General features: G+C 42.1%; 22 protein-coding genes, 1 tRNA gene and 1 pseudogene. 13 read left to right on the top strand and 11 right to left on the bottom strand.

What is annotated here, in order from left to right:
• Window positions 1-6 precede the first annotated feature (6 nt).
• Genes ACOFKR_RS11285 through ACOFKR_RS11275 form a run of 3 tightly spaced genes read left to right on the top strand, consistent with a single transcriptional unit; the run spans window position 7 to window position 2,428 of the window.
• Window positions 7-1,173, top strand: a complete 1,167-nt coding sequence (locus ACOFKR_RS11285; protein ID WP_419800901.1) for a prolipoprotein diacylglyceryl transferase — start codon at window positions 7-9, stop codon at window positions 1,171-1,173.
• A complete protein-coding gene (locus tag ACOFKR_RS11280; protein WP_419800900.1) occupies window positions 1,173-1,637 on the top strand; it encodes a GtrA family protein in 465 nt (154 codons plus the stop codon). The genes ACOFKR_RS11285 and ACOFKR_RS11280 overlap by 1 nt, the downstream gene beginning before the upstream one ends.
• On the top strand, window positions 1,634-2,428 hold the full coding sequence (locus tag ACOFKR_RS11275; RefSeq protein WP_419800899.1) for an inositol monophosphatase family protein: 795 nt from the start codon (window positions 1,634-1,636) through the stop codon (window positions 2,426-2,428). Before ACOFKR_RS11280 ends, ACOFKR_RS11275 begins: the two co-directional genes overlap by 4 nt.
• Before the next feature lie 416 nt (window positions 2,429-2,844).
• Here the strand turns inward: ACOFKR_RS11275 and ACOFKR_RS11270 are convergent, their stop codons facing one another.
• From ACOFKR_RS11270 to ACOFKR_RS11240, 7 genes and pseudogenes are all read right to left on the bottom strand, one after another.
• Window positions 2,845-3,819 (bottom strand): amidohydrolase family protein, encoded by a 975-nt coding sequence (locus ACOFKR_RS11270; RefSeq protein WP_419800898.1) that lies wholly within the window; start codon window positions 3,817-3,819, stop codon window positions 2,845-2,847.
• 190 nt (window positions 3,820-4,009) lie between these two features.
• Window positions 4,010-4,930: a helix-turn-helix domain-containing protein gene (locus ACOFKR_RS11265; RefSeq protein WP_419800897.1), complete on the bottom strand. Its 921-nt coding sequence runs from the start codon at window positions 4,928-4,930 to the stop codon at window positions 4,010-4,012.
• 191 nt (window positions 4,931-5,121) lie between these two features.
• Window positions 5,122-6,069 (bottom strand): SDR family oxidoreductase, encoded by a 948-nt coding sequence (locus tag ACOFKR_RS11260; RefSeq protein ID WP_419800896.1) that lies wholly within the window; start codon window positions 6,067-6,069, stop codon window positions 5,122-5,124.
• 23 nt (window positions 6,070-6,092) lie between these two features.
• Window positions 6,093-7,010 carry an SDR family oxidoreductase gene (locus tag ACOFKR_RS11255; protein WP_419800895.1) on the bottom strand — a complete coding sequence of 306 codons (918 nt, stop codon included), beginning with the start codon at window positions 7,008-7,010 and terminating at the stop codon, window positions 6,093-6,095.
• A gap of 213 nt (window positions 7,011-7,223) precedes the next feature.
• Window positions 7,224-7,385, bottom strand: a complete 162-nt coding sequence (locus ACOFKR_RS11250; protein WP_419800894.1) for an integrase core domain-containing protein — start codon at window positions 7,383-7,385, stop codon at window positions 7,224-7,226.
• On the bottom strand, window positions 7,327-8,022 hold the full coding sequence (locus ACOFKR_RS11245; RefSeq protein ID WP_419800893.1) for a DDE-type integrase/transposase/recombinase: 696 nt from the start codon (window positions 8,020-8,022) through the stop codon (window positions 7,327-7,329). The genes ACOFKR_RS11250 and ACOFKR_RS11245 overlap by 59 nt, the downstream gene beginning before the upstream one ends.
• 6 nt (window positions 8,023-8,028) lie before the next feature.
• Window positions 8,029-8,280: pseudogene (locus ACOFKR_RS11240) on the bottom strand (transposase); the annotation flags it as partial.
• Window positions 8,281-8,760: 480 nt separating this feature from the next.
• On the opposite strand from ACOFKR_RS11240, the gene ACOFKR_RS11235 reads away from it, so the two are divergent.
• The 4 genes from ACOFKR_RS11235 to bioB all read left to right on the top strand — a co-directional run bounded on the left by ACOFKR_RS11235 (window position 8,761) and on the right by bioB (window position 12,070).
• Entirely contained in the window at window positions 8,761-9,474 is a 714-nt protein-coding gene (locus tag ACOFKR_RS11235) for a magnesium transporter MgtE N-terminal domain-containing protein (RefSeq protein WP_419800892.1), read from the top strand.
• On the top strand, window positions 9,459-10,106 hold the full coding sequence (locus ACOFKR_RS11230; RefSeq protein WP_419800891.1) for a magnesium transporter: 648 nt from the start codon (window positions 9,459-9,461) through the stop codon (window positions 10,104-10,106). Before ACOFKR_RS11235 ends, ACOFKR_RS11230 begins: the two co-directional genes overlap by 16 nt.
• Before the next feature lie 75 nt (window positions 10,107-10,181).
• On the top strand, window positions 10,182-10,868 hold the full coding sequence (locus tag ACOFKR_RS11225; RefSeq protein ID WP_419800890.1) for a hypothetical protein: 687 nt from the start codon (window positions 10,182-10,184) through the stop codon (window positions 10,866-10,868).
• 191 nt (window positions 10,869-11,059) lie between these two features.
• Entirely contained in the window at window positions 11,060-12,070 is a 1,011-nt protein-coding gene (gene bioB / locus ACOFKR_RS11220) for a biotin synthase BioB (RefSeq protein WP_419800889.1), read from the top strand.
• Window positions 12,071-12,431: 361 nt separating this feature from the next.
• On the opposite strand, the gene ACOFKR_RS11215 is transcribed toward bioB, so the two are convergent.
• The 3 genes from ACOFKR_RS11215 to ACOFKR_RS11205 form a co-directional block, all read right to left on the bottom strand.
• Complete coding sequence (locus tag ACOFKR_RS11215) at window positions 12,432-12,602, bottom strand: spore protein (protein ID WP_419800888.1); 171 nt, start codon at window positions 12,600-12,602, stop codon at window positions 12,432-12,434.
• 27 nt (window positions 12,603-12,629) lie between these two features.
• Window positions 12,630-12,700: transfer RNA gene (locus ACOFKR_RS11210), tRNA-Cys, on the bottom strand.
• Window positions 12,701-12,749: 49 nt separating this feature from the next.
• The gene (locus ACOFKR_RS11205; protein WP_419800887.1) at window positions 12,750-13,508 is read right to left on the bottom strand and encodes a TrmH family RNA methyltransferase; all 759 of its coding nucleotides are present in this window, start codon (window positions 13,506-13,508) and stop codon (window positions 12,750-12,752) included.
• Here ACOFKR_RS11205 and ACOFKR_RS11200 point away from each other — a divergent pair.
• Window positions 13,499-15,850 (top strand): BamA/TamA family outer membrane protein, encoded by a 2,352-nt coding sequence (locus tag ACOFKR_RS11200; protein ID WP_419800886.1) that lies wholly within the window; start codon window positions 13,499-13,501, stop codon window positions 15,848-15,850. The two genes, ACOFKR_RS11205 and ACOFKR_RS11200, sit on opposite strands and share 10 nt — an antisense overlap.
• Here ACOFKR_RS11200 and ACOFKR_RS11195 read toward each other — a convergent pair.
• The gene (locus tag ACOFKR_RS11195) at window positions 15,847-16,380 is read right to left on the bottom strand and encodes a hypothetical protein (protein ID WP_419800885.1); all 534 of its coding nucleotides are present in this window, start codon (window positions 16,378-16,380) and stop codon (window positions 15,847-15,849) included. The two genes, ACOFKR_RS11200 and ACOFKR_RS11195, sit on opposite strands and share 4 nt — an antisense overlap.
• 187 nt (window positions 16,381-16,567) lie before the next feature.
• Between ACOFKR_RS11195 and ACOFKR_RS11190 the strand changes: the two genes are divergently transcribed.
• The 5 genes from ACOFKR_RS11190 to treS all read left to right on the top strand — a co-directional run bounded on the left by ACOFKR_RS11190 (window position 16,568) and on the right by treS (window position 26,804).
• Window positions 16,568-17,542, top strand: coding sequence for a YihY/virulence factor BrkB family protein (locus tag ACOFKR_RS11190; protein WP_419800884.1), 975 nt, complete (start codon window positions 16,568-16,570; stop codon window positions 17,540-17,542).
• A gap of 101 nt (window positions 17,543-17,643) precedes the next feature.
• Complete coding sequence (locus tag ACOFKR_RS11185; protein WP_419800883.1) at window positions 17,644-18,765, top strand: hybrid sensor histidine kinase/response regulator; 1,122 nt, start codon at window positions 17,644-17,646, stop codon at window positions 18,763-18,765.
• Window positions 18,766-18,786: 21 nt separating this feature from the next.
• On the top strand, window positions 18,787-22,389 hold the full coding sequence (locus ACOFKR_RS11180; protein WP_419800882.1) for a response regulator: 3,603 nt from the start codon (window positions 18,787-18,789) through the stop codon (window positions 22,387-22,389).
• Window positions 22,390-22,447: 58 nt separating this feature from the next.
• Window positions 22,448-23,263, top strand: coding sequence for a CheR family methyltransferase (locus ACOFKR_RS11175; RefSeq protein WP_419800881.1), 816 nt, complete (start codon window positions 22,448-22,450; stop codon window positions 23,261-23,263).
• 211 nt (window positions 23,264-23,474) lie between these two features.
• Entirely contained in the window at window positions 23,475-26,804 is a 3,330-nt protein-coding gene (treS, locus tag ACOFKR_RS11170; RefSeq protein WP_419800880.1) for a maltose alpha-D-glucosyltransferase, read from the top strand.
• Window positions 26,805-26,946: the final 142 nt, after the last annotated feature.

Below are 26,946 nucleotides of genomic sequence, written 5' to 3'. Positions count from 1 at the left end.
GAGCACATGTTCCCAACCATAACCGATCTTATCCGGTATCTCACCGGCATCAATATTCCGCTTCCCATTCAAACGTTTGGTTTTTTTGTGGCCCTGGCTTTTATCGTTTCTTACTGGGCTTTTGAGCAGGAAATGAAGCGGAAAGAACGCCTCGGCTACATCCATCCATTTAAAAAACGCGTTACAATTGGCGAGCAGGCTTCTGTTGCCGAACTGGCCACCAATGCAGTTTTTGGTTTTTTTCTTGGATATAAATTGCTCGATGCTGTTTTTAACTACCAAATGTTGGTGGCCAACCCGCAGGAGTTCCTGCTTTCTACGCGTGGCAGCTGGTTAGGCGGGATCGTACTGGCTATACTTTTGGGTTATTGGGCTTATGCGGAGAAGAAAAAAACAGCATTATCTCAGCCCAAAACCGAAGAAGTAACTGTGCACCCGTACGAATTGATGGGCACGATGCTGGTTTGGGCCGCTTTTTGGGGATTTGCCGGTGCCAAACTGTTTAATGGGCTGGAAAACTGGAACGAACTGATCCGTGACCCGGTTGGGATGCTGATTGGTTTCAGCGGTTTGACTTTTTACGGCGGACTGATTTGCGGCGGTGCAGCAGTAATGTACATTGCGCATAAACATGGCATCAAGCTCATCCACATGGCAGACATTGGTTCGCCCGGAATGATGATTGCTTACGGCGTTGGCCGGATCGGCTGCCAGCTTTCCGGCGATGGCGATTGGGGGATCGTTAACCTCGCCCCAAAACCAAATTGGCTCAGTTGGGCACCGGATTGGGTATGGGCGTTCCGTTTCCCGCACAACGTGGGCGATGAAGGCGTGCAAATTCCGGATTGCGTTGGCCGGTTTTGCCATATTTTGCCACAACCGGTTTACCCAACATCCTTTTACGAATCTGTGGTTTGCATCGGTTTGTTCCTGTTTTTGTGGTGGCTGCGGAAATATATCAAAACGCCGGGTCTGATGTTTGGCATTTATCTGATTTTGAATGGTATAGAGCGTTTTTGCATTGAATTGATCCGTGTAAACACCAAATATCACGTTGCCGGGATTGCTTTTACACAAGCAGAATTTATCTCGGCTGTTTTGTTGATCTGGGGATTGATCATGATCGTTTCCGCATTTTTAAGGCATAAAAGAAGTACGCCCGTTATCAGCTGATGGCCGTTCAGATCAAAAACCGAACCTTTAAAAAACTCCTGAAAAATGAGGTTGTCCGTTTCATGCTTTCTAACGGCGTTGGGTTTATTTTAGATGCTTTAATCTATTTTATCAGTTATCATAATTATTTTAAATACCACAATACACACATCTTCAATTACACATTTTCAGGGGATGTAACGGCGCTTTTTATTTCCTATATCGTACAAATTGGTTGTAACTTTTTGCTGACTAAATTTTTTGTTTTTACAAATTCCAAGCTTGCTGCCGGAAAACAGTTTTTCAGGTTTGCAAGTGTAGCTATCCTGGGTTTTTTTGCAAATTTAGGTTTGCTACGCATTTTTGTAAGCTTATTTAACTTATATCCGCCGCTGGCGCGTGTTCTTGCAGCTTTAAGTTTGGGCATTGCCAGTTATTTTGTCCATAAGTTTTTTTCCTTCAACATAAAAAGAAATCCCAAATGAATTTAGACAGATTGTGCCTGGAAGTAGTTGCGCTGGCCAAAGAAGCCGGCAGTTTTATCCGTACCGAAGCCGGGAAATTCCGTGCCGATAAAATCGAGTTTAAAGGTTTAAACGATATGGTTTCTTATGTAGATAAAACTTCCGAAGAAATGATCGTGGCCAAATTGCAGCAGCTTTTGCCCGGGGCCGGTTTCATCACCGAAGAAAAAACAGTGGTAAAAACAGCATTGCAATACAATTGGGTGATTGACCCGCTGGACGGGACGACAAATTTTATACATGGTTTGCCCGTTTATTCGGTAAGCATCGCCTTGAAAGAATACGAAGAACTGGTTCTCGGTGTAGTTTACGAGATCAATCAGGACGAATGTTTTTATGCCTGGAAAGACGCGCCGGCTTACCTCAACGGCAAAGAAATCCATGTTTCTGATAAACCAACTTTGGCCGATAGTTTGGTGGCAACCGGTTTTCCGTATTACAATTTTGAAAAAGCAGATGCCTATCTGAATTTGTTTAAAGATTTGATCCAAAGCACACACGGTTTGCGCCGTTTAGGTTCTGCCGCGGTTGATCTGGCTTATACCGCCTGCGGCCGTTTTGATGCTTATTACGAATACAACTTAAACGATTACGATATGGCTGCCGGTATTATCATTATGAAACAAGCTGGCGGACAGGTTTTTGATTTTTCCGGAGGAAGTAACATGCTTAAAAGCCGTGATGTAATTGCTACCAATGGAAAGATTAGTCAGGAATTATTGAACAAGATTTTGTTTGCGTTCAGGAAGTAAACCCGGATTTTGAAATCAGGTAAGAGAAGTTGTTTGATGCTTCTTTTACCATACAGTTTCTTTCGTCCAATTTAGAGGAAGGATGTAAAATGCTTTTTTTATCTATTAAATTTTTGACTCTTTAGCTAAAATTGAAGCACAATAGTAAAACAAAAGTTCAATGATTTCATCGGCCGGTTTTTTGCCAAACCAATGTTGTGTGATTTCTATAAATTGAATATTGGTTTTTGTAAATTTCTCCAACACTTTTGAATTTGGCCGAAAATTGAATGTCGGGCTCGAACTGCTGTTGATGTGTAATAGCTAAATAGATACCGTCAAGCTGGAACTATTGCTGATATTGATTTGCAGCCGATTGCTCTTCCGTCAGCCAGCCTATTGCCAAACCCCATGTTACCAGCCGTTTTTGTATAATATTATTTTTTGCCTGTTAAACGTTCCCAATTCGCAAAAGCAAATTTTTCTTTATTTACATTACTTAATTCTGTTGCTTCCAAAAAACTTCTTGCTTCTCGTCCTGGTCGGTATTGATAAGGATAATCTGTTGAAAAAAGTATGCGTTCTGTCCCGATAATTTCAATAGAACGTTGCAGGTAGGATTGGCTGAACATTCCGCTTGCTGTTACATACAGGTTTTCGCGTATGTAATCAATAAAGGGTTTTTCAAGCTTCGCAACTTTGCTGAGCGAAGCCAATCGTTCCGCATAAAATAAGATCACTTCGCCCCAATGCCCAAGAATAATTTGAAGATTAGGGAAGCGGTCAAAGACTTTTGCTAAAACCAAACGGACAAATTGTATCCCTGACTCGTAATGCCAGCCAAGCCCAAAAGTTGAAAACGCAAGGTCAGTCATTTCGTCAAAACCTGAATAATAAATGTCCCTAACTGCTTTTTGCGGAATTTGCGGGTGAATGAACAAAGGGACTCCGAGCGTTTCTGCACATTCAAAGATTCCCCAAAAATCTTTATGGTCTAAATTTTTCTCGCGTGTTCGTCCGCAGAGCATTGCACCTTTTAAGTCAAGATTTTTCACGGAGCGTTCCAATTCTTTTACAGCATCGTTCGGTGAAAACATTGGCAACGCAGAAAAACCTTGAAACCTTTCAGGTGTTTTCTTTACAATTTCGGCTACGTAATCGTTAGTTTGAACAGCAAGACTAATACTTTCGCTTCCCAAATTATGCAAACTTGGGCTTGTAAGTGAAAGCACCTGAACATCTACGCCAGCTTCGTCCATAAGTTTAATCCGTGAATGGCCAATATCTTCCAGGCGTTTTTCAACTTCGCCCAAGTTTAGTTTTTCGGTTGGGTCATTCGCATCAGTATATTTATTCCAGTCATCCCTTACTGCTTTTGTTAGAAAATGTTCTTCTATTGCTACTAACTTCATTTTAAAAAAAATTAAAGATCCATATCTTAGTCTCCCGTATTAAAGGGCATTGTTTTTTAATGACTTTTAACATTGTTATTACTTAATAAAAGCTATTATAAGGCTTGTACAGAAATGCAGATTTACAAAAATTTAGCCAATATCATAACCAAACTTCTACCAATATCTGCTTGTAAGACAAAGGTTTTATTCAATTAAACGAAGCCCTAAACCCCAACGGCGAAATATTTGTTTTTGTTTTAAACAGTTTGCTGAACGATTGCGGATGTTCAAACCCTAATTCATAAGCAATTTCACTTACTGATAAGGTAGTGGCGGATAGTTTTTCTTTTGCCTTTTCAATCACACGATTTTGTATATGATGTTGAGTGCTTTGCCCGGTAAGTGTTTTAAGTAACCTGCTCAAATAACTGGTTGAAATGTTTAATTTATCAGAAATGTACTGCACGGATGGAATTCCGTTTTCTGCTAACCTGACTTCTTCAAACATTTCATTCAGTGCCTCTTCTAAGTTGTTTAAAATTTTATGGTTGGTGTTTTTTCGTGTAAGAAATTGTCGGTGATAATATCTGTCGGCATAAGTAAGCAATAAATCTAACTGCCTTACAATTACATCCTGGCTAAAATCATCTATGTTAGCATGATATTCTCTTTGAATATTTTTTAAAATGCCGGTAATGATATCTTCTTCTTTGCTGGAAAGAAACAAGGCTTCGCTAACCGAATAACTAAAGAATTCATATCTTTTTATGTCTTTGGCAAGCGAAGAACCATACAAAAAATCAGGATGGACATACAAAATCAATCCTTCGGTTTTGGCGGAATCCGCGTTTTCTATATTAATAGCCATTACCTGGTTCGGCGACATAAAAAACAATATGCCTTCATCAAAATCATTTGATTGCTGCCCGTATTTATACTTAATGTTTGAATATCGTTTTAATGAAATGCTATAAAAATCAAATACGATACTAAAAGATTTTTCTAACGGAAGCTTTGTTATATCATCAAGGTTTACCAGGCTGATTAACGGATGCTCCGGCTTCGGCAAACCCATCAGTTTATGATATTCGCTTATTGTTTTTATGCGAAGCGGTTGTTTGTTTAACATAAGCTCAATTTATAAATTCTTGAGCCTGTTTAAATTTTATATCAGAAAAAAACGTAATGCTTCTTTTACCGTATAAAATTTAGTATTGGCATCAATTTTAAATAAAACACTTACCATTTTTTAGGTGATAAAAGAAGTATATAAAACACGTTTAGCAAAATTTAAACAGTCTTTTCGTAACGTATTTTCTGTTATTTAAAATATTGTCCGTTTTCAATGTCATCAATAAGCGAAGTATGTTCAGGCTTCCAGCCTAATAGCTCTTTTGTTGCCTTGCCCGAGGTTTTATTATCTGCCACCACAATACTTCCCAAAAATCCAAAATGCTTTTCCGGTTTAGGCGCTATCGGCACTTGTAACTGTTTTGCGATGGCTCCGGCAATCTCAATAAATGGAATGCCTTCTTCTGCCACGCCATGATACACTGCGCCTGCCAAACCTTTCTCAAATGCCAGCCTGAAAAGGTGTGCAGCGTCTAACCGGTGCACAGCAGGCCAGTGGTTTTGGCCATCATTAACATAACCAGACACTCCTTTTTTTCGGGCGATATTTATTAAGGTTGATAGAAAACCTTTATCGCCATCCCCATGAACAGTAGGTGGTAACCGCACGATAGAAGTGCGAACGCCACGGGAAGCCAACTCCATAGCGATTTCTTCGGAACGCATCCGATATGCAGCCGGCGATGTTGGATCGGGTTTGTCTTTTTCTGTAACAGTTCGTCCTAAAGGTAAAATCATAGTGCCGGAAGTAATGATTAATGGTTTACCAGAAGCTTTTAAAACATTGCCCATTGCCTCAATCGCATTACTGTCAAGCGCAGCAATTTTTGATAAAAAACGCGCCGCAATACCATTAGGCAAACCGCCAAAAATAACGGCAAGGCGATCGTTCAGACTTATTTTTGAAAAGGCATGAACAAATGCTGTGTGAATAACGCCATCCGCTTTGGCTGCACCACTTTTTAAGCTTTCAAGATCGACAAGCGAACCACGATGCGGCTCTAAACCTGCCGTTTTTAATTTATTTGCGGCTTCCTCTGTTCTTGCAAGCCCGATAACCTGGTGACCGGCGCAAATTAATTCCTGCGCTATTGCTGATCCTATAAAGCCTGTGGCTCCTGTTAAAAATACCCGCATGGTTTTTTGTTTTTGGTGGATTCTTATTGTGTAGATTCAATCGCTTTTTCCGCAGCCTGTTCAAACGAGAGCAAGGTTCGTGGTAGTATTTTGGTGATCGCTTTTGGGTCAACGCCGATAAGTTCTGTTTCCATACTGTCAATCAAACCTTTCAATGCTCCTTTTTGCATTTTCATCATCGGCTCCAGTATAAAAGACAAAGCCCTTATACCACCCATCGGCAAATGAAATTTCTTTGGGTGAGGGTTTTTTAAAATATTGGCAACGATATCAATCATCTGATCCATGTTATACAATTCATCGCCACCCACATCATACGCTTGTCCGAATGCTTTCGGTTCATTCAAAATACCTGTTAGATAATATACCAAATCGCTAATCGCTATGCACCTAAACCTTTGTTTGCCATTCCCCATTACCATGGCAGTGCCTTTTTTCGCGTTGCTAAGCACCGCATTAAAACCCTGCCCGCCAATGCCGACGATCATTCCAGGTCTGATGATGGTAGCATTCAATCCGCTTTTTAATAATAGTTGCTCTCCTTTCCACCGGCCTCTTATCCACGAACTTTTTGCATCCGGAGATGTTCCTAAAAAACTAATATAAATTACCCGGTTTACTTTGTTTTGCTGGCAGGCGCCCAATATGTTTTGCAATCCTGCAATTTCCACATCCATAAAATCTTTTGTGCCCTGATGAGCAGATTGTGTACCGGCAGTTTGTATGGAAATACAAACGGCATCAACCGATAAAGTAGCTTTTTGTAAAGATGCCAAATCAGATACATCACCCTGTACTACCTCACAACCGGCTGTTGCCAAAGCGCGGATTTTATCAGGCGTTCTTGCCAGGCATCTTACGCTGTAACCGTCAGCGATTAATTGTTTTGTTAGATTTCTGCCAACAAAACCGGATGCGCCTATCACCAATATTTTTTTCATACCTGTTATTCAGTTTCAGTTACAAAAGTGTGGTATATTTAAAAGAGGGTTGAAGCCTGATATGATATTATTGTAGCAGAATTTGACTTTTTTCAGCAGGCCATAAAACGTTAGGTTATAAGTTCGTAAGCCAATTGACAATGCTAGTTAAACGAAGCTCGTACATTGTATGCTTCTCTTTAATTTGTGCCGATGGAAGGTAGGATTTCTATGTTACAATTGCTCTGACAAATCGCCAGGGTTTTTAAAGTTTAAGGCTTGATGAGGTTGGTGATAATTGCAATCGACCATCCATTCTTCAGCCTTTTCCCTGACTTCACATAGCGTTTTGAACACATATGCGTTCAGTAGTTCTCTGCCATTGCCTCTTTCCACACAAGCGTTTTGTGTAGGTTTGCTTGGCTGAATGAAAACCAATGTGATGTTTATTCCCCTCACACCACAAGTCCAGTTGATTAGAAATGAACTCTGATCCATTATCTACCCTGATCATTTGTGGCAAACCACGGCAATCCTTTAGCTGTTCCAATACCCTAATAAGCCTTACAGTGGGCAGGGAAATATCTGTTTCTATGGCCAGCACTTCCCGGTTATAATCATCAACAATATTCAGTAGCCGGAACTTTCTGCCATCCCAAAGGCTATCATTCATAAAATCCACAGGCCAGGCCTGGTTAATACTTTGCGGTACAAACAAAGCTTGCTTTATGCTTGCTGGCAATCGTTTTTTGCGCCGTCTCCTAATGTTAAGTTTCATAGCAGTATAGATCCGGTAAACCTTTTTAAGGTCCCAGCCAAAACCTTGTCTTCTCAAGCGGTGATAACTTTGCCAGAAGCCAATGGTTGGATGCTTTTCTGTTAATGTCCTTAGCTGTTCGATAACACCTGCATCAGATTTAGCTTTCCTTTGATATTGCATGGATGTCCGCGCTATGCCAACTGCCTTTGAGGCCTGACGCTGGCTGATTCGATGTTCAGATATCATAAATTCTGCAACCAGTCGCCTTTTCATAAGGCCCTACAGCTTTTTTGCCATGGCATCCTTTAAAGCTTCATATACCAAACTAAGCTCAGCAAACATCTTTTTTAACCTGATGTTCTCGTCCGCCAGTTCCTTCATCTTTTTCAGTTCGCTTACTTCTAAGTTACCGTAACGCTGTCGCCATTTATAAAAAGCCGCTTTGCTCACACCCAGTTCCTGTCTGATAGCTAATGCTTCTCTGCCTCCTTCACGTTCTTTGACCGCTTTTCCAATCTGCGATTTTGTGAATGCTGATCTTTTCGTACACCAATTTTAAAGTTGGTCTTTTTAACTACTTTTATTGGCAGGAATCTCGGGAAGGCTACACATCCTTTAAAGGTTTCATCACCACAAAAAGAACAATCCCAACTGGTTTATCTAAACCTATAACATTCCTTTTATCTAAATTTTAAACAGGCTCTTATCCTATCTGAATAGAGTATCAGACATTGTCATCCTCCCTAACCCTTTAAAGGGGGAAGAGAACTATGGCATTTTATAGTTTTTTGCATTTTTAAACGAAATTAAGGTAACCACTATGCGTTCCCCTTTTTGATGGGGGTTAGGGGGACGATCTTTATTCAGCCTATACCATTAATTCAAAATTCAACCAAAACATCAGTCCAAATTTATATTAATAAAAACAGTATATCTTAAAATCAAACCAAAACCAATAACCCAAAACCAAGCGGAAACCAATAAATCAGCCCAAAACCGTAACTTAGGCGGATGCCGTCTTTTGATATCGATAGAAATGATTTACTGCTGATCCGACAGGCTTTGGAGGAGGACGACGTTGCGCTGGTGGCTTTTCTGGAGGATTACCATGCTTCGGAAATTGCAGATTTGTGTGGTAAAATTTCGCCGGAAGCACGCGAACGGATTGTAAATGTGTTGCCAAGTGATGTGGCCTCCGAGGTTTTGGCGGAAATGAGCGAGGAGCATCATCCCGAAGAAATCCTGTTCAACCTTAACCCTGAAAAGCGTTCTGAAATTGTAGAGGAACTGGATTATGACGATGCGACCGACCTGATTTCGCAAATGGACGAGGAAGACCAGCAGGAAGTTTTGCAGGACCTGGATGAAGAAGACGCCTCCAATATCCGTGCGCTGCTGAGTTATGCCGAGGATACGGCCGGTGGTTTGATGAACACCGAAATCATCAAGGTGAACATCAATTTCACCAAAAAAGAAGCGTTGGACGAGATCATCCGCCAATCCGAAGAAATGGAGGATTTTTATATTTATGTTACTGATGATCAAGATATACTGCAAGGTTTTTTATCGGTAAAAGAAGTATTGAAATCGCGCATGGACGTGCATGTTGCCGATATGGTGAACCGCGATTTTGTATATGTAAAAGCCGGGATGGACCAGGAAGAGGTGGCGCGTTTATTTTCGCAATACAACCTCACCAGTATCCGGTGGTGGATGACGGACTGAAATTACTGGGCCGCATCACGGTAGACGATATTATTGATGTTTTGCAGGAAGAAAGTACCGAAGACATTTTAAAAATTGCCGGTGTCTCTGAAGATGAAGAACTGGGCGGAACCTGGCAGGATGCCATCAAAAGCCGCTTGCCCTGGCTAATCATCAATCTGGGAACAGCGTTTTTGGCGGCCGGCGTGATCCGCAGTTTTGATGCCACGCTTTCTAAACTCGTCATCCTTTCTTCCTACATGACGATTATTGCCGGAATGGGCGGAAACGCTGCCACTCAGGCACTTGCGGTTACAGTCAGGAGGATTTCATTGATTAATCTGAGTGACCGGCAAGCCTACATCACTGTAATAAAAGAATTTTTGGTAGGATTTGTAAATGGGGCTTCCAACGGTGTGATTGTATTTTTGATTGCCGTTTTTTATGACCATAACATCAGGCTGGGCTTCGTTTTATTTATGGCGATGACCGGAAATTTACTGATTGCCGGTTTGGCCGGTTCCTCCATTCCGTTGCTTTTAAAGCGCGTTGGTATTGATCCGGCAGTTGCCTCGTCCATAATCATCACCACATTTACAGATTGTTTTGGTTTTTTGCTGATTTTAGGGCTGGCCTCAAAACTATTGTTGTAAAACTTACCGTATAAACACAAACATTACGAATTTACATTGCTTCTAATCGAAAGAAAAAACTACACAGTTTCAATAATGAAAAAAATATTACTTACTTCAATTTTACTTGCCGCAGTTTTCAGTTTCGATCAACAGGCATCAGCCCAAACTACTAAAAAAGACAGCACGCAGCTTTTTAGCGTAAGCGGTTTTGGTTATGGCTTTAACAGCGGCCAGATCAACAGTATTTTAAAGCCGCAGTTTTCCAGCAACTTAGGTGTAGAAATCCGTGCCAAAAACAACAAGTTTTTTGTAATGGGCGTGTTGGATTTGATTTCTTACGGTTACTATCAAAACTATTCTGACGAAACGGGTAATCCATATCGCATCAAATATGGCAGCAGCACTTTTTACATGCTGGAAGTTACGCCCGGCTATCGTTTTAATGGCAAACATTTTAGTTTTTATGGTTTTGCCGGTCCGGGGCTTGGCCTAACAAATTTGCCAAATATCCAGGTAAACACACAGCAGCTAACCGCAACACAAGTCAACAAATACAGTTTCACCGGTTCTGCAGAGGCTGGTTTAGGGGCCGACATTTCTTTAGGGGCTGCTTTTACCATCTTTGTTCAAGGCAGATATATGCACAATTTCAGTAAAATACAAAATACCAATGTTGATCTGTTCCCGGTTTTCCTCGGTATCAAATCCAACATCAGTGCCGTTTTGGGCGTATTTAAAAAGAAAGCTGCGCCGATTGTGGTTGTGCCTTCCAAAATTTAAAGGTTTCTTATTTTTGCCAGAAGTCAGTTGAAATTTCATTTTGCTTCTTTTATACCTGTAAATTTGCTTTTTGATTTGTTGACGGAAAACCGTTAAAAACCACCAAATTTTAGTGCATAAAAGAAGCATGTAAAAATCTTTGAATAAATTTAAACAGGTTATTAGATTTGCGAAAAGTTAATTAGCGCATCATGACGGAGATCAGGAATAACTGGACAAAAGAAGAAATTGCAGAAATTTACCATACACCACTACTCGATTTAATTTATCGTGCCGCAACCGTACATCGCGAAAATATGGATTATGCGGAAGTGCAGATCAGTTCCCTAATTTCTATCAAAACCGGCGGCTGCCCCGAGGATTGTGCTTATTGTCCGCAGGCCGCCCGCTATAATACCGGTGTAGATGTACACGCCATCATGCCGAAAGAGGAAGTAATTGCCGCTGCCGAAAAAGCAAAAGCAGGCGGTGCTTCCCGTTTGTGCATGGGCGCGGCCTGGCGCGAGGTGCGCGATAACCGTGATTTTGACAAAGTAATCGACATGGTAAAAGCAGTAAACGCCCTGGATATGGAAGTTTGCTGCACGCTCGGGATGCTGAACGAAGCACAAGCGCAACGCCTGGCCGATGCTGGTTTATATGCTTACAATCATAATCTGGATACTTCGGAAGATGATTACAAACGCATCATTACTACCCGCACTTATGACGACCGTTTGCAAACCTTATCACATGTGCGTAAAGCTAAAATCACCGTTTGCAGCGGCGGCATTATCGGTTTGGGAGAAACAGTGGAAGACCGGATTTCGATGTTGAAAACGCTTTCCAATCTCCCAAAACATCCTGAATCTGTGCCGATTAACGCTTTGGTTCCGGTAAAAGGAACGCCTTTGGCCGGGCAGCCCCGCGTTTCTGTTTGGGAAATGGTGCGGATGATTGCCACTACCAGAATTATCATGCCAAAAACAGTAGTCCGTTTATCCGCAGGAAGAACCGAAATGAGTACCGTCGAACAGGCTTTATGCTTTATGGCCGGTGCAAATTCCCTTTTTGCCGGAGAGAAATTACTGACTACGCCAAACCCTTCTTTTGATACCGATATGGCTATGTTTGAACTCTTGGGTTTAACACCGAGAAAAGCTTTTAAAAATGGCCGTCCGCAGCAAGATCAGCCATTACCTGAAACAGAAGCGGTTTTATAGGTTTTTGGTTTAGGTTTTATTTTTCGTCTGCAAACAAAGCTTTATTAAAAACGCAATGCTTCTTTTACCACCTAAATTATGCTGATAAAAGAAGCATTATATCGTTAAGCTCTTTAAAATGTTTTTCAAAAAACGCAATGCTTCTTTTACCACCTAAAATTTGGTGGTTTTTGTAAATTTGTTAATCGGCAAATAACTATAAAATCAAAATTTATGCTGATAAAAGAAGCATGGCCAATTTGTTTTTTGTCAGGATCAGAATAAGCAGTTTACACTTAATTTTGATAAAATCCGGTCATAAATAAAAAAACCCTTCTGCCAAAAGCAAAAGGGTTTTATATTTTATACAGTTGACAGAAGCTTAACCTAAAGCAATTCTGATAGCTTCGTTATTTTTCACCAACTGGCTTTTTTTAGGTTCTACAGAACGTGAGCCCAACTCTAAATTGGTGGCTAATTTTAAATGCTGTACTTCTAAACGGGAAGTAGTTTTGTTTTTTCTATCTTTTCTTTTTAAACGAGTAACACCCATGATTTCTAATTTTTAATGGTTTTGATGAGGTCGGGAGCGGATTCGAACCGCTGTAAAAGGTTTTGCAGACCTCTGCCTAGCCACTCGGCCACCCGACCTTGTTAAGCCTGCAAAAATAGCAAAATATTTTTTCCGGTCAATTTTATTTTAAACCTGTTTCTGCATCAGTTTTGCCCGGCTGATTTCGGCACAAAAAACAGTTGCCGCCATTGCTACGTTCAGCGATTCTGCCTGGCCCAAACGCGGTATTGTGATCTTTTTATGGATCAGCGGTTGGATTTCCGGCCGGATGCCATTGCCTTCATTCCCCAGCAAAATAATCCCTTCCGTCCCGAAATCGGTTTGGAAAATATTATCGCCGTCCAGCATCGCCCCAAAAACAGGTTGCTTAATTTGAGGCAGTAAAAACAGCAGATCGGTGTAATACACGTTTATCCGCGACAGCGAACCCATCGTGGCCTGAACCACTTTCGGGTTGTATGCGTCAACCGTATCTTCAGAACAGATGATTTGCCTGATGCCAAACCAATCGGCCGTGCGGATGATTGTTCCCAGATTTCCGGGGTCCTGCACGCCATCCAGCATTAGTGTAAACCCGGTCAAAGTTTTTAAATTGATTTTTTGCCGGTCCGGGATTTCTACAAGCGCAATCATTTCCTGCGGTGTGTTTAAACTGCTGATCTTTTCCAGCCCGGCAGCAGAAACTTCCTGAAACTTTATATTACCCGAAACTTTCAGCATTTTTGATTCCGATTGCGGCGTATGAAATACTGTTTTTATCGTATAAAAATCGGATTGCAAAAAATCTGCGACTGATTTCGGCCCTTCTACCAAAAATAAGCCATGCGCTTTGCGGTGTTTTTTTTGTTGTAATGATTTTAAAAAAGAGATTTGATTTGAAACCATACGTACGTGCTAAACTTTCTGCCGCTGCAATTTTAAGTATTTTAATGCTGATTCTGGTTTCCAGCTGCAGCCTTACGCGGCGGCTGAAAGACAATCAGGCTTTGGTGCGCAAAATCACTATAAAAGGTGTTTCGGAAGAATTTGCCGAACCCGCCAAAAATTATGTGGATAAACAGCAGCAGCCCAATAGCGCGGTCAATTTACAGTTTTACTACCTTTTTAGCCGGAACGGGAAAAAAGCAATCGGCGAGCCACCGGCAATTTTAGATACAAACCTGGTAGAATTTTCCAGGCTCCAGATACAAAAATTTTTGCAGAACAAAGGTTTTTTAAAAGCTGCGGTTGCAGATGAGATCAAGGTTAAAAACAAAAAAGCCGAACTGGTTTTTAATGTTACGCCGGGTACTTTGTTTAAAGTGAAAAACTACAAAGACAGTATTGCCGACCCGAAACTGGTGGGTTTATACCGGTCCAATAAAAGCCTGATTACGCATATCAAACCCGGAAAACGATATGATGAAGATAGTTTGGCTTACGACCGCGAACAGTTTTACCAGTTGATGAAACGCAACGGTTACTACGATTTTTACAGGCAATACGTAAGTTTTTCGGTAGATACGGCTTTAGGAAAAGGCTTGGTAAATGTTGATTTGCAGGTAGATAACCCGGAAAATAAAAACGGGCACACACAATTTACCATCAATAATACGCTGATTTCCATCACCGGAAGTTCGGGCAGAAAACGCGGCCGGCCAGATACGCTGCAACTGGATTCACAGTTTAGGTTTGTTGATTTTTCGGGAAAATTCAAACCAAAAAATATCACCAGGTACATCTTCCAGAAAAAAGGCCAGATTTATGACATTGATAATCAAACGTTGACCACTACGCGTTTATCCGAATTGAACGTATTTAGAAATGTGCCCAGCCCAACTTATCAAAAAGCGGCCGACAGCAGCAACCGGCTGGACACAAAAATCGATCTGATCCCGCTTAAAAAAATGTCTGACAGGGTTGAGGGCGAATTTATTTTCAACAGCGGCCGTTACGGTTTTAACCTGGCCAACACATACACTAACCGAAATTTGTTTGGCGGTGCCGAAATTTTGCAGGTAAAATTTAATTACAGCATCTTGTATGATAATGCCAAAGAGCAGGCTGCAATCAACAACGGCATCCAAAACCAAGATTTCAGGATCGGTGCCAACCTGACTTATCCGGGTATTATCTCGCCGTTCAACATCCATAGTTTGGGCCGGTTTGGCATCCCGCATACCACTTTTGCCTCTAATTTTCAGTATTTTTATCAGGATGGGCTGGTTGCCCGCAAAAGCGTCATCAATTCTATCACGTATGATTGGAAGCCCGATAAGCGCAGCCTGCATTCGTTCACGCCGATCAATATTGAGTTTTCTTCCGGTAAAATTGATGCCAATGCACAAAAAGATTTACTGGCCCAAAACCGGTTTTCGTACATTTATTTAATTGGCCGTACGGTTTTTACAGCTGGCAGTCAATACACCTACACGCGTAATTACAGCTTACTTAACAGTTATCAAAATTTTATTTATTTTAGGGGAAGCGTGGATTTAGGCGGCAATTCGCTGGCCTTGATCAGTAAGTTGACTGATGCAAAAAGGGATACGTTAGGCCAGCGTACTGTTTTTGGCCAGGCATTTTCACAATACATCAAAGGTGAGGCCGATTTGCGTTTTTACAAAAGTTTAGGTGGCGAAAAGCAGTTTATTTTCCGCTTGAACCCAGGCGTTGGCGTACCTTACGGCAACAGCAACCAACTGATTTTTGAGAAAAATTTTTATGTGGGCGGTGCTAATGATATGCGTGCCTGGCTGCCACGCACGCTTGGGCCGGGCGGTTTTAACCGGGCAACCTATTATTCGGATGACGCGCAGCGCGCGCGCTTTAAATACCTAGATCAGTTTGGCGAAATCAAAATTGTGGCCAATGCAGAATACCGTTACAAAATAACCAGCAACTTTTTTGGTTCAAAGCTAAAAGGTGCACTTTTTAGCGATATCGGCAACGTTTGGCGTTTAAAAGATGAAGTTCCGGGTGGAAAATTTACGCTGGCAACGTTGCCCAAAACCACGGCAATCGGTATCGGTACTGGTATCCGGCTGGACCTTGATTTTTTTGTGTTCCGGTTAGATGCCGGTTTCAAGTTTAAAGACCCGCAGTTTAGCGGTAGCAATCAATGGGTTTTGGTCAATCATCTGGACGAACTGTTCAGCTCCGGGACCTTCAAAAATAATTATTACCAAAACAATGGCGAAAAATACAGTTTCATGCAGCTTAATTTTGGTATCGGGATGCCGTTTTAAAAAACATGTTTCAACCCGTCAAAAATTGTTTCAAAAAAAGTGCCCAAACTCATGCCGCCGTGGTAGTTAAAATAACTGAAAACACAAAAAATCACAATGGCAATAATGATAAACCGCTTAAACATATAGCCCAGCAAAACCAAAATCAGCGGTACGGCCACCAGCACTTTCCAGCTTATTTTGTATGGATCGAGCTTGGAATCGTGCTTAAAAATGTAAAACAAATTGGCGTGCGAAGAGAAATCATCCTTGTGTTTTAAGTACAAAAAGCTTGATTTGTCCAGTTTATGGTGATAAAAAGCCGTTCCGTTTTCAAACTTCAGTTCTTCCTGAAAACCGTTTATGGTAAAGTTGAACAAGCCATTAATGTTTTCCTGTATTGTTCCGGCAGAATCTGTGGCAACAATGGCCACTTCATCTTTTGCAAAAGGATTTTCCTTTAAAATAAACTGATTGATGTGCACTTCTGCTGCCTGCGCAAAGCCGGCCATCAGCAATAATAAAAAAGTGCATACTGTTTTTATCGACATAAATTTGGTGTAAAACTGATATCAAAATTTGGCAGCTACTGCTTTTTGCCTGAAAAACAGGTGGTAAAAACAGTATGTGCTGCGTGTTTAAAGTTAATATTTTCTGTTGATCAGGATAAACAATAACAAAAGTAAAGCCGTTAACAGGTTTATTGTTAATTTGGCCTAAATACAAAATAAAGGGATTATGTTTAAAAAAATAAAAAAATACTTTACCATAAAAGCCTTTAAAAACGGTTTTAAAATGTTGACGGGTGCTTTTAATGGTTTTTTAGATGATAAAGGTTTAAAACTGAGCGCATCACTGGCTTATTATACGGTGTTTTCGCTGGCACCGTTGCTGCTGCTGCTGTTGTCCATTGTCGGGCTGATTTTAGGAAAAGATGCTGCAAGCAACAACAAAATTTTTCATGGTATCAACGGCATGGTTGGGGATCAGGCTGCTGCACAAATCCAATCTATGATCAAAAATGCGGAGTTATCTGGTAAAACTACATCTGCCGCAATTATCGGCGGTATTACGCTGCTGCTGGGCGCAACCAGTGTTTTTGCTGAAATACAGGATTCGATCAACATGATCTGGAAAGTTAAAACCAAGCCGAAACGAGGCTGGCTGAAACTGATCCAGGACCGTTTGCTTTCCTCGTCCTTAATTGTTGGTTTAGGTTTTTTGCTGATCGTTTCTTTGGTGATCAACGGTTTTGTAGATGCTTTAAGCGGCATATTAACCAGGTTTTTGCCTGACATCACTATTCTTTTTATCCAGGCAATCAATTTTGTAATTAGTTTTTTGGTTATAACGGTACTTTTCGGGGTCATATTCAAAGTGCTGCCAGATGTTAAAATCGGTTGGAAAGACGTTCGTTCCGGTGCTTTGTTTACCGCTGTTTTATTTATGATCGGCAGGTTTTTAATTGGTATTTACATCTCTACAACAGGTGCGGGCTCCACTTACGGTGCGGCCGGATCGTTGATCGTAATCCTGGTTTGGGTATATTATACAGCGGCCATTTTATATTTTGGTGCCGAGTTTACACAATCTTATGCCGAATTTTATGGCATAAAAATAGCACCGGCAGAATATGCCGTACACGTAGAGCAAACCGAAGTAGAAAAAGATGTGGCCGTTTTGCCCCCGCAGGGAAACGCAGATAAAAAATAATAGCTTTTACACAATTGCCTGCACCTATAACCGTTTACTTTACATTTTGCCCGAAAATAAAAATATGTTTATAATTTAGCCTGATATACCTATCTGCCTGCATGATATTAATAGTTGATGATAAGCCGGAAAATATAATTGCGCTAAAAAGGATCCTCGAAAAAAACCATTACCAGGTTGATTCTGCCTTGTCTGGAGAAGAGGCTTTAAAAAAGGTACTTAAAAACAGCTATGACCTGATTTTGCTGGATGTGCAAATGCCAGGTCTGGACGGTTTTGAAGTGGCAGAATCCATCTCCGGTTACAGCAAAACCCAGGATATCCCGATTATATTTCTCTCCGCAGTGAACGTAAACAAGCAGTTCATCAGCAAAGGATATGCTTCCGGTGGCCGTGATTATATGGTCAAACCCTTCGATCCGGATGTACTGATCCTCAAAATAAAAACCTTTATCAAATTGTATGAGCAAACCATTTCCCTGCAAAAAATGCAGCAGGTTTTGGTAGAGGAAATCGAGTTCAGGAAACAGGCCGAACGCACTAAGGATGAGTTTATTACAATGGCCAGCCATGAGCTTAAAACACCTTTGACCTCTATTAAAGGTTATATGCAGATGGTAGAACGCTCGTTTGACAAGGATTTGAAAGATGATGCCCGCAAATACCTGGAACGTACGCGCCAGCAATTAGAAAAGCTTAATATTTTGATCGATGACCTGCTCGACACTTCTAAAATTGCCAGCGGAAAACTTGATTTCAGGAACGGGGTTTATGAGGTTGACCCGATTATTGACAATGCAATCGATATCGTAAGGCAAACTTACCCCAGCCATGCGATCATCAAAACCGGCCGTGCAGGTGTTGATATTTATGGTGATCAGTTGCGTATTGAACAAGTGATCCTTAATTATTTAACCAACGCCATCAAATATTCGCCTAATTCTGCCGAAATTTTGTTTGATGTTTCCCTTATTTCAAATGAAGAAGTCCTGATCAACGTAACCGATTCAGGCATTGGCATCCCAAAAGATAAGCAAAGCGAGTTGTTTACCAAATTTTACCGGGTAGAAGAATCTTCCAACCGTTTTCAGGGCCTCGGCATGGGTTTGTACATTTGTGCCGAAATTATCAAACGCCACCATGGCCGCTACGGCGTAGATAGCGAACCGGGCAAAGGCTCGTCGTTTTATTTCACACTCCCGGTTTACCCACAGCAAGTTTAACTAATTAATATTTCAGGTTCCATGAAAACCAAAATCAACCGTGATTTACAATTGGGTTTCGGCTTGTCTTTGCTGGTGGTTATCATCAGCGCTGTTGCTTCGTATATCAGCATCCATAGCCTGCTCAGCAATGCGCAAAGTGTAAATAAAAATATTATCGTAATTTCTAAGTTAGAAAAAATAATTTCAACCATTAAAGATGCAGAAACCGGGCAGCGTGGTTTCCTGCTTTCGGGGGACGAAGTGTTTTTACAGCCTTACAACGGTGCAGACACAAAGGTTTTTACGGCGATAAAAGAAGTACAGCAATTAATCGTTAATAATCCCAGCCAGCAACAGAACCTGGTTATACTGGAACATGCAGCTGCGGTTCGGTTTCAACGGTTTGAGCAATTGATCCGGCAAAAACGCGATCATAAAATTATCTCTATCAGCCAGTTGAAACAGGGTAAAAATGAGATGGACAACTTGCGCCTGATTATCAGCCGCATGGAAGGAAACGAAAACGCATTATTGTCGGGTTTCTCTCAAACGCAAAACTTTTTAAATGCTTTCACGCCGCTGATTATTGTTTTTGCCACAAGTTTATCAATCCTGATATCGGTAATTTATTACTTTAAGCTTCGCGGAAAATATCATGAGAACATCAGGTTGCGCATCGGTTTGGAAGAAAAGGAAGAACTGGCTGCCAAACGGCTAAACATTGTACAGGAAATAACCAGCCGCATTTCGGGCGGGGATTACAAAACCAGGGTTAATGCAACTGAGCAGGAAACGCTGGGCATGTTGGGCGTGTTTTTAAATAAAATGGCCGGTTCGCTTGAGTTTGCTTTTGGTAACATGGCAGAAAACGAGTGGCTGCAAAACGGCGAAAGCGGGCTGAACCTGGAAATGCTTGGCGAAAAATCTATCCAAAATTTATCGAAATCTATCCTCCAATATCTAATTGTTTATACGGACAGTTATTTGGGCGCATTTTATGTGGCGGACGGGCAGGAGCTGCATTTAAATAGCAGTTACGCTTTAACGCTTGATCCGCAGCACAAAATCAGTTTAGGGCAGGGTATAAGCGGCCAATGCGCTGTAAACCAGAAGATGGTCCGCTTAAAAAACATCGATAAAAACAGCATCACCATAAGTTTTTCCGGGGGCGAAATTAGTCCGGCTGATGTGGTAGCCTATCCGATTTGTTATGAAAACCAAACATTGGGCGTAATCGAACTGGCTTCAACCAGCATTTACCCGGAACGTGTGATGAAGTTTTTAAGCCACGCGATGACCAATATTGGAATTGTACTTAATTCAACCCAAAAAAATGAAGCTGTAAAACAGCTTTTGGACAATACACAAGCACAGGCCCGGGAACTGGAAGTACGCCGGGACAAACTCGAACAAATGAATGTTGAACTGGAAGCATATACCCAAAAGCTCCAGCAATCAGACGAGGAACTACGCGTGCAGCAGGAAGAACTGGAACAATCAAACCAGGTTTTGGAAGAACGCAGCCATTTGCTGGAGGAACGCAACCAGATGATTTTGGAACGTAACCAGGAGATACAGCGCAAAGCCCATGAACTGGAACGCAGCACGCAGTATAAAACAGAATTTATGGCCAACATGTCTCACGAGTTGCGCACGCCGTTAAATTCGATACTGCTTTTATCGAGGTATTTATCAGAAAATGACGATGCCAATTTAACTGAAGAACAGGTGGAATCTGCCAATGTGATCTTGAGTTCGGGGCGGGGTTTGCTGACTTTGATTGACGAAATCCTGGACCTTTCTAAAATTGAAGCCGGTAAAATGGAAGCAGATTATGAAGAAATCCATGTTTCTGAAATTACCTTTGCCATGCAGGGTTTGTTTGCACCGGTCGCCAAAGAAAAAAAGCTTAATCTGACTATTTGGGCTGATCCGGACTTGCCCGAAACCATCCAAACCGATCAAACCAAACTGGAGCAGATCTTGAAAAACCTGCTTTCCAACGCTTTAAAATTTACGGCAAAAGGAGCGGTGGGCCTTAAAATTGAACCGTGGCAAAACGGTAGTTTCATCCGGTTTGAAGTAACTGACAGCGGAATCGGGATTTCAGAACAAGATCAGGGACTTATTTTCGAACCTTTTAAACAGGCAGACGGCTCCACACGGCGCAATTTTGGCGGCACCGGTTTGGGCTTGTCCATCAGCAGGAAACTGGCCGAATTGCTGCAGGGCGAAATTGAAGTAAAGAGCGAGCCAGGCAGCGGCAGCACGTTTACATTAATCATCCCTGCAAAAAAATCTATGCTGATTGAGGAAGATGAGCCCAGCAGGCGAAACTTTTATCCTGAAAAAACACTGATAAAAGAAGCATTACCGGCTGTTGGCCAGCGGATCAGGCATTTATCAAACCAGATTCCGGCAGAAATTAAAGACGACCGCAACACACTTGAAGAAGGCGACAAACTGATTTTGATTATTGAGGACGACACCGTTTTTGCCAGTGCTTTGTTAAAGTTTACACACGAAAAAGGTTATAAATGTATCGTTGCCGTTCGCGGGGATTTAGGTTTGGAAATGGTGCACCAGTACAAACCAGATGCGATTTTGCTGGACATTCAATTGCCCGTAAAAGATGGCTGGGAAGTAATGGAAGAATTGAAAACAAACCCGGCAACACGGCATATCCCGGTACATATCATGTCGTCCCTGGAAGTTAAAAAAGAAAGTTTACTAAAAGGGGCGATTGATTTTATCAACAAACCGCTGGCCATAGACCAGATGAAACAGCTTTTTGAAAAACTGGAAGATGCCATGCTGCGCAGCCCTAAAAAAGTGCTGATCATAGAAGATAACCATCAGCACGCCAAAGCTTTATCTTACTTTTTAGAAACGTTCAACATCACTGCCGGGATTTCTGACAATGTGGAACAAAGCATCAGTATTTTGCAAAAAAGGGAAGCTGATTGTGTGATTTTGGATATGGGCATCTCCGGAAAAAGCATTTATGAACTGCTGGAAAAAATCACCCAAAAAACAGATATTGGCCGCGTACCGATTATCGTTTTTACAGGCAAGCATCTTTCCATTGCAGAAGAAAACCGGATTTTGCAATATGCGGATTCTATCGTGGTAAAAACAGCACAATCTTATCAGCGGGTGATGGACGAAATTGCCCTGTTTTTGCACGTGATGGAAGGCCAGAAACAAGCATTTACAATCGGAAATGAGCAGGCAAACGGTGTGGGTTTGCTGGCGGATGTGTTGAAAGACAAAACGATTTTAATTGCTGATGATGATGTGCGCAACATATTTTCGCTTACCCGGTCTTTTGAAAAATATAAAATGAAAGTAATTACGGCCACCAACGGCCGGGAAGCAATTGAGCAGTTGACCGAACACCGGCCAGATGTGGTGCTGATGGATATGATGATGCCGGAAATGGATGGCTACGAAAGCATCCGCGCGATACGACAGCAGACAAGCTATAAAAACCTGCCGGTAATTGCCATAACAGCTAAAGTAATGCTGGCTGACCGTGAAGCTTGTATTGCAGCCGGAGCATCTGATTATATATCAAAACCGGTGGATGTGGATCAGCTGACTTCGCTTTTGCGGGTTTGGCTTTACGATCAAAACCGCTGAAAAACAGGCCATAAAAGAAGCATCACAGCAATGCTTCTTTTATCCAACAAAAAACCAAATGTTTTTAATTACCGATGAGCAATTAGACGCACTGCTTTACGATTTGGCAACCTTATATGGTTATGATTTTTCCGGATACTCCAGGCCGATGCTGCACCGCCGGTTTAACCGGATGTTCAGGCTGAAGGAGTTTTCAGGTTTTGAGGATTTTCGCCGGGCGATAAGCAACAAGCCCGAACTTTTAAACTGGCTGGTTGCAGAGATCACAGTGCCGGTAACCGAAATGTTCCGCGACCCGGAATTCTTTAAAGTCCTTCGGGAGATGGTTTTGCCAGCTGTCGCCAACGCGCCGCTGATCCGGATATGGCACGCTGGCTGCTCCACCGGTGAAGAAGCTTATTCTATGGCCATTTTGCTAAAAGAGCTGGATTTGCTGCATAAATCAATTTTATATGCAACCGATATCAATCCAGAAGTATTGAAAAAAGCCGCGGCCGGGGTTTATCCGCAAAACATTCTGGAAAAATATGCTGAAAATTATTATGCAGCGGGTGGAAATCAATCTTTTAATGACTATTACACATCGAGTTATGATCTTGTCAAACTAAATGAGCAGCTTAAAAAAAAGATTGTTTTTTCAACCCATAATTTGGTTACAGATGCTTCTTTTAACCACTTTAATTTGATCATCTGCCGCAACGTGATCATCTACTTTAACCAGCAATTGCAAAACCGGGTGCTTAATTTGTTTGATGCCAGCTTGGAACAGCAGGGATATTTGGCTTTGGGCACAAAGGAAACGCTTCAGTTCACATCTGTAAATCAGCAATATCAAAAGCCTTTCCCGAAGGAAAAAATATGGCAAAAAATCTAAGGCTTGTCTGAGCATTTTTACTTGCTTCCACTGGCTGAATGCAACCATGAAATTTACCTGGTAAAAGAAGCATCCTGTTGTGCTTGGATGCTGTTTTTACCGACCTAAAATTGTTGTGCTGCTTTTGGCGGCGAAATGTGAAAACAGATTTATCTTTGAAAACAACATCAACCCGGATTGTTAAGGAATATAAATTTATTAAAGCTGAAAAATGCCCGACGAAACGATATTAGACGATAAAATACACTGGTATAAAGATGCCGTAATTTACGAACTGCACATTAAGGCTTTTGCCGACGGCAACGGCGATGGCATCGGCGATTTTGAAGGCTTGCTGCAAAAGCTGGATTATTTGCAGGATTTGGGCGTAACGGCCATCTGGCTGCTGCCGTTTTACCCTTCACCGCTGCGTGATGATGGTTATGATATTGCTGATTATTATACGATTAACCCATCTTACGGCAACATCAAAGAATTTAAACAACTGCTAAAAGAAGCCCACGAAAGGGGTTTAAAAGTGATAACCGAATTGGTGATCAACCACACTTCCGATCAGCATCCCTGGTTTCAGCGCGCGCGTACGGCACCGATCGGTTCAGATCACCGCAATTATTATGTGTGGACAGATGATACCAAACAGTACGAAGATGCACGCATTATTTTCCAGGATTTTGAAGCCTCCAACTGGACCTGGGACCCGGTGGCCAAGCAATATTACTGGCACCGGTTTTTTAGCCATCAGCCGGATTTGAACTACGATAACCCATCGGTGCAAAACGAAGTTTTTAAAATCCTGGATTACTGGTGCAAACTTGGTGTGGACGGTTTTCGGCTGGATGCAGTGCCGTATTTGTTTGAGCGCGATGGCACGAATTGCGAAAACCTGCCCGAAACGCACGATTATCTGAAAAAACTACGGAAATACGTGGATGATCATTTTCCCGGAACGCTGCTTCTGGCCGAAGCCAACATGTGGCCGGAAGATGCCGCCGCGTATTTTGGCGATGGTGACGAATGCCAGATGAACTACCATTTCCCGGTGATGCCGCGCATGTTTATGGCCGTGCAAATGGAAGACCGCTACCCGCTGACCGATATTTTTGAACAAACGCCCGCCATTCCTGAAAACTGCCAGTGGGCAATTTTTTTGCGTAACCATGATGAACTGACGCTTGAAATGGTAACTGACGAAGAGCGCGATTACATGTACAAATCTTATGTAAAAAACCCGAAAGCGCGGATCAACCTCGGCATACGCCACCGGCTGGCACCACTTTTAGAGAATAACCGGAACAAAATAGAACTACTGAACAGCCTGCTTTTCACGCTTCCCGGTACGCCGGTTTTGTATTATGGTGATGAAATTGGCCTGGGCGATAATTTTTATCTGGGCGATCGGGACGGTGTGCGCACGCCGATGCAATGGAATGCCGACCGCAATGCCGGGTTTTCGCAGGCCAATCCGCAGCGGCTTTATTTGCCGCTGATTTTGGACCCGCAATATCATTTTGAAGCGGTGAATGTAGAGCTTCAGTCTAAAAATACTTCCTCTCTGTTGTGGTGGACGAAGCGGATGATCGCGATGCGGAAAAAGTACAAAGCTTTTGGCCGCGGCGATTTGAGTTTTATCCCAACGGAAAACGCCAAAGTGCTGGTTTACACACGTACTTATCAGGATCAGGTAATGCTGGTAGTGGCCAATTTATCGCGTTATCCGCAGGCTGCCCAACTGGATCTGGACGCTTTTACCGGGTTTGTTCCGGTGGAAGTGATGAGCAAAAACCGTTTCCCGCAGGTTAAACCGGATTTGCCTTATTTGTTTACGCTGGGCGCGCACGCCTGCCAGTGTTTTGAGCTGGTAAAAGAAGTATCTGGCACGTTGGAAATTGTAGAGTTGCCTACCTTCAGCCTAAAAGAATGGAAAAGTTTGCCGCTAAAAGAAGCACTGGAAACGCTGGAAAACAAAATCCTGCCAAATTATCTGAAGCAGGTTTGCTGGTTCGACAGCGAAACAAAGCGTGTAGATAACATCAAAATCACTGATGTGGCCGAAGTGCCAACTCAGGAAACAAGTGTATATTTTTTGCTGATCGAGGTGGCATATCATGATGGTTTTCCCGAAAAATTTCAGTTGCCGGTGGCTTTTGGCGGGCAGCCATTTTCTGCAAAAATCCGGGAAACTTGTCCGGATGCCATTATTGCAAAACTGCTGCTAAACGGCGAGGAAGGCATTTTATACGATGCCATTTACGGAACGGAACTGCAAATGGCGGTTTTAGAACTGGCGGCCAATCATCATACCGTCCATCTGCATAAAAGCGAACTGTTTTTTAAAGGAAGCAAATCTTTAAAAAACCACCTTAACGAAACCGAAAAAATAAAACCGCGGGTTTTGTCTGCCCCGCAACTGAACACGCTGGTAATTTACGACCAGGTTTTTTGTGTAAAGATTTTCAGAAAGCTGGATTACGTGATCAATTCTGATCTGGAGATTATCCGTTTTTTAACTTCCCATACAAATTTCCGCAACACGCCGGCTTTAGAAGGCTCCATCGAGTGGAAATTTGAAAACGGCAACATGGTGCTGGGCATGATACAGGAAGTGGTGCAAAGCAACAGTGATGGCTGGACGTATATGCTGGACAGGATCAACGATTTTAACGAACGCGTAATTGCCTTACCGGATATGCCGCCCCTGATTACGGCTTTGCAAGGCACGTTAACCACCGCGTTGCCTTATAACGAAATGCCCGCTTACCTGCTTGAACTGCTGGACAATATGGTGGCCAACCGTGTGCAGACGCTTGGCCAGCGTACCGGCGAGCTGCACCTGGCTTTGGCTTCGGACAAGGATTTGCCTGATTTTGCGCCCGAAGAATACTCTTTGCATTATCAGCGTTCGTTGTATTCTGGCCTGCAGGCGTTGGTGCGTACTGCTTTTAGCCTGTTGACCACCAAGCTGAACGGATTGCCGGAAACAGAAAAAACACTTGCAAAAGAAGTATTGGAAAATAAGCAGGAAATCCTGCAGCTATTTAAAACCATTTACGGTAAAACCATTGAGGTAGATAAAATCCGCGTTCATGGTGATTATAACCTCGAACAGGTTTTGTTTACGGGCAAGGATTTTTTTATTATTGATTTTGAAGGCAACCCCGAAAGCCGTTTCAGCGAGCGGCGCATCAAGCGTTCTGCCATCCGCGATGTGGCCAGCATGATCCGCTCGTTCAGTTATGTTATGTACAGGAGTTTGTATGCAGATAACCAGATCCGGGAAGAAGATATCATCAAACTGCTGCCCTTTGCCGAGCAATGGTATCATTACGTAAGCGGTTTTTTTGTGAAAGCTTATTTAGATACAGTAAAAGACGCCGGTTTTGTACCGAAAGACAGAGAAGGTTTCAATACTCTGCTCCAGGTTTTCCTGATGGAAAAAGCTTTGAACGAACTAATTTATGAACTGAACCACCGGCCGGATTGGGCAATCATTCCGCTAAAAGGCATCATTTATTTGCTTAAAAGCAACAAACAATTTGTTTAAGTTATTACCGCTTATGGTTTTGTTGGTTTAAAATCGCTGCGGCCATAATTTTTAGGAACTTTGATTTTATCGATACAATAGCTGTCACCAAAACCGTTAGATTGCTAAAAAACCCCGTCAGGCGTCGGGGTTTTTTGTTTTT

This window comes from Mucilaginibacter sp. (genome assembly GCF_965201005.1).
In the GTDB taxonomy this organism is placed as follows: domain Bacteria; phylum Bacteroidota; class Bacteroidia; order Sphingobacteriales; family Sphingobacteriaceae; genus Mucilaginibacter_A.
The sequence above is the reverse complement of the archived record's forward strand: the minus strand, read 5'-3'. Positions and strand labels throughout refer to the sequence as shown.

Coding starts and splice junctions, on each gene's coding strand:
- ACOFKR_RS11285 (WP_419800901.1), top strand. CDS start 7: ATGTTCCCAACCATAACCGATCTTATCCGGTATCTCACCGGCATCAAT.
- ACOFKR_RS11280 (WP_419800900.1), top strand. CDS start 1,173: ATGGCCGTTCAGATCAAAAACCGAACCTTTAAAAAACTCCTGAAAAAT.
- ACOFKR_RS11275 (WP_419800899.1), top strand. CDS start 1,634: ATGAATTTAGACAGATTGTGCCTGGAAGTAGTTGCGCTGGCCAAAGAA.
- ACOFKR_RS11270 (WP_419800898.1), bottom strand. CDS start 3,819: ATGAAGTTAGTAGCAATAGAAGAACATTTTCTAACAAAAGCAGTAAGG.
- ACOFKR_RS11265 (WP_419800897.1), bottom strand. CDS start 4,930: ATGTTAAACAAACAACCGCTTCGCATAAAAACAATAAGCGAATATCAT.
- ACOFKR_RS11260 (WP_419800896.1), bottom strand. CDS start 6,069: ATGCGGGTATTTTTAACAGGAGCCACAGGCTTTATAGGATCAGCAATA.
- ACOFKR_RS11255 (WP_419800895.1), bottom strand. CDS start 7,010: ATGAAAAAAATATTGGTGATAGGCGCATCCGGTTTTGTTGGCAGAAAT.
- ACOFKR_RS11245 (WP_419800893.1), bottom strand. CDS start 8,022: ATGAAAAGGCGACTGGTTGCAGAATTTATGATATCTGAACATCGAATC.
- ACOFKR_RS11235 (WP_419800892.1), top strand. CDS start 8,761: ATGCCGTCTTTTGATATCGATAGAAATGATTTACTGCTGATCCGACAG.
- ACOFKR_RS11225 (WP_419800890.1), top strand. CDS start 10,182: ATGAAAAAAATATTACTTACTTCAATTTTACTTGCCGCAGTTTTCAGT.
- bioB (WP_419800889.1), top strand. CDS start 11,060: ATGACGGAGATCAGGAATAACTGGACAAAAGAAGAAATTGCAGAAATT.
- ACOFKR_RS11215 (WP_419800888.1), bottom strand. CDS start 12,602: ATGGGTGTTACTCGTTTAAAAAGAAAAGATAGAAAAAACAAAACTACT.
- ACOFKR_RS11205 (WP_419800887.1), bottom strand. CDS start 13,508: ATGGTTTCAAATCAAATCTCTTTTTTAAAATCATTACAACAAAAAAAA.
- ACOFKR_RS11195 (WP_419800885.1), bottom strand. CDS start 16,380: ATGTCGATAAAAACAGTATGCACTTTTTTATTATTGCTGATGGCCGGC.
- ACOFKR_RS11190 (WP_419800884.1), top strand. CDS start 16,568: ATGTTTAAAAAAATAAAAAAATACTTTACCATAAAAGCCTTTAAAAAC.
- ACOFKR_RS11185 (WP_419800883.1), top strand. CDS start 17,644: ATGATATTAATAGTTGATGATAAGCCGGAAAATATAATTGCGCTAAAA.
- ACOFKR_RS11180 (WP_419800882.1), top strand. CDS start 18,787: ATGAAAACCAAAATCAACCGTGATTTACAATTGGGTTTCGGCTTGTCT.
- ACOFKR_RS11175 (WP_419800881.1), top strand. CDS start 22,448: ATGTTTTTAATTACCGATGAGCAATTAGACGCACTGCTTTACGATTTG.
- treS (WP_419800880.1), top strand. CDS start 23,475: ATGCCCGACGAAACGATATTAGACGATAAAATACACTGGTATAAAGAT.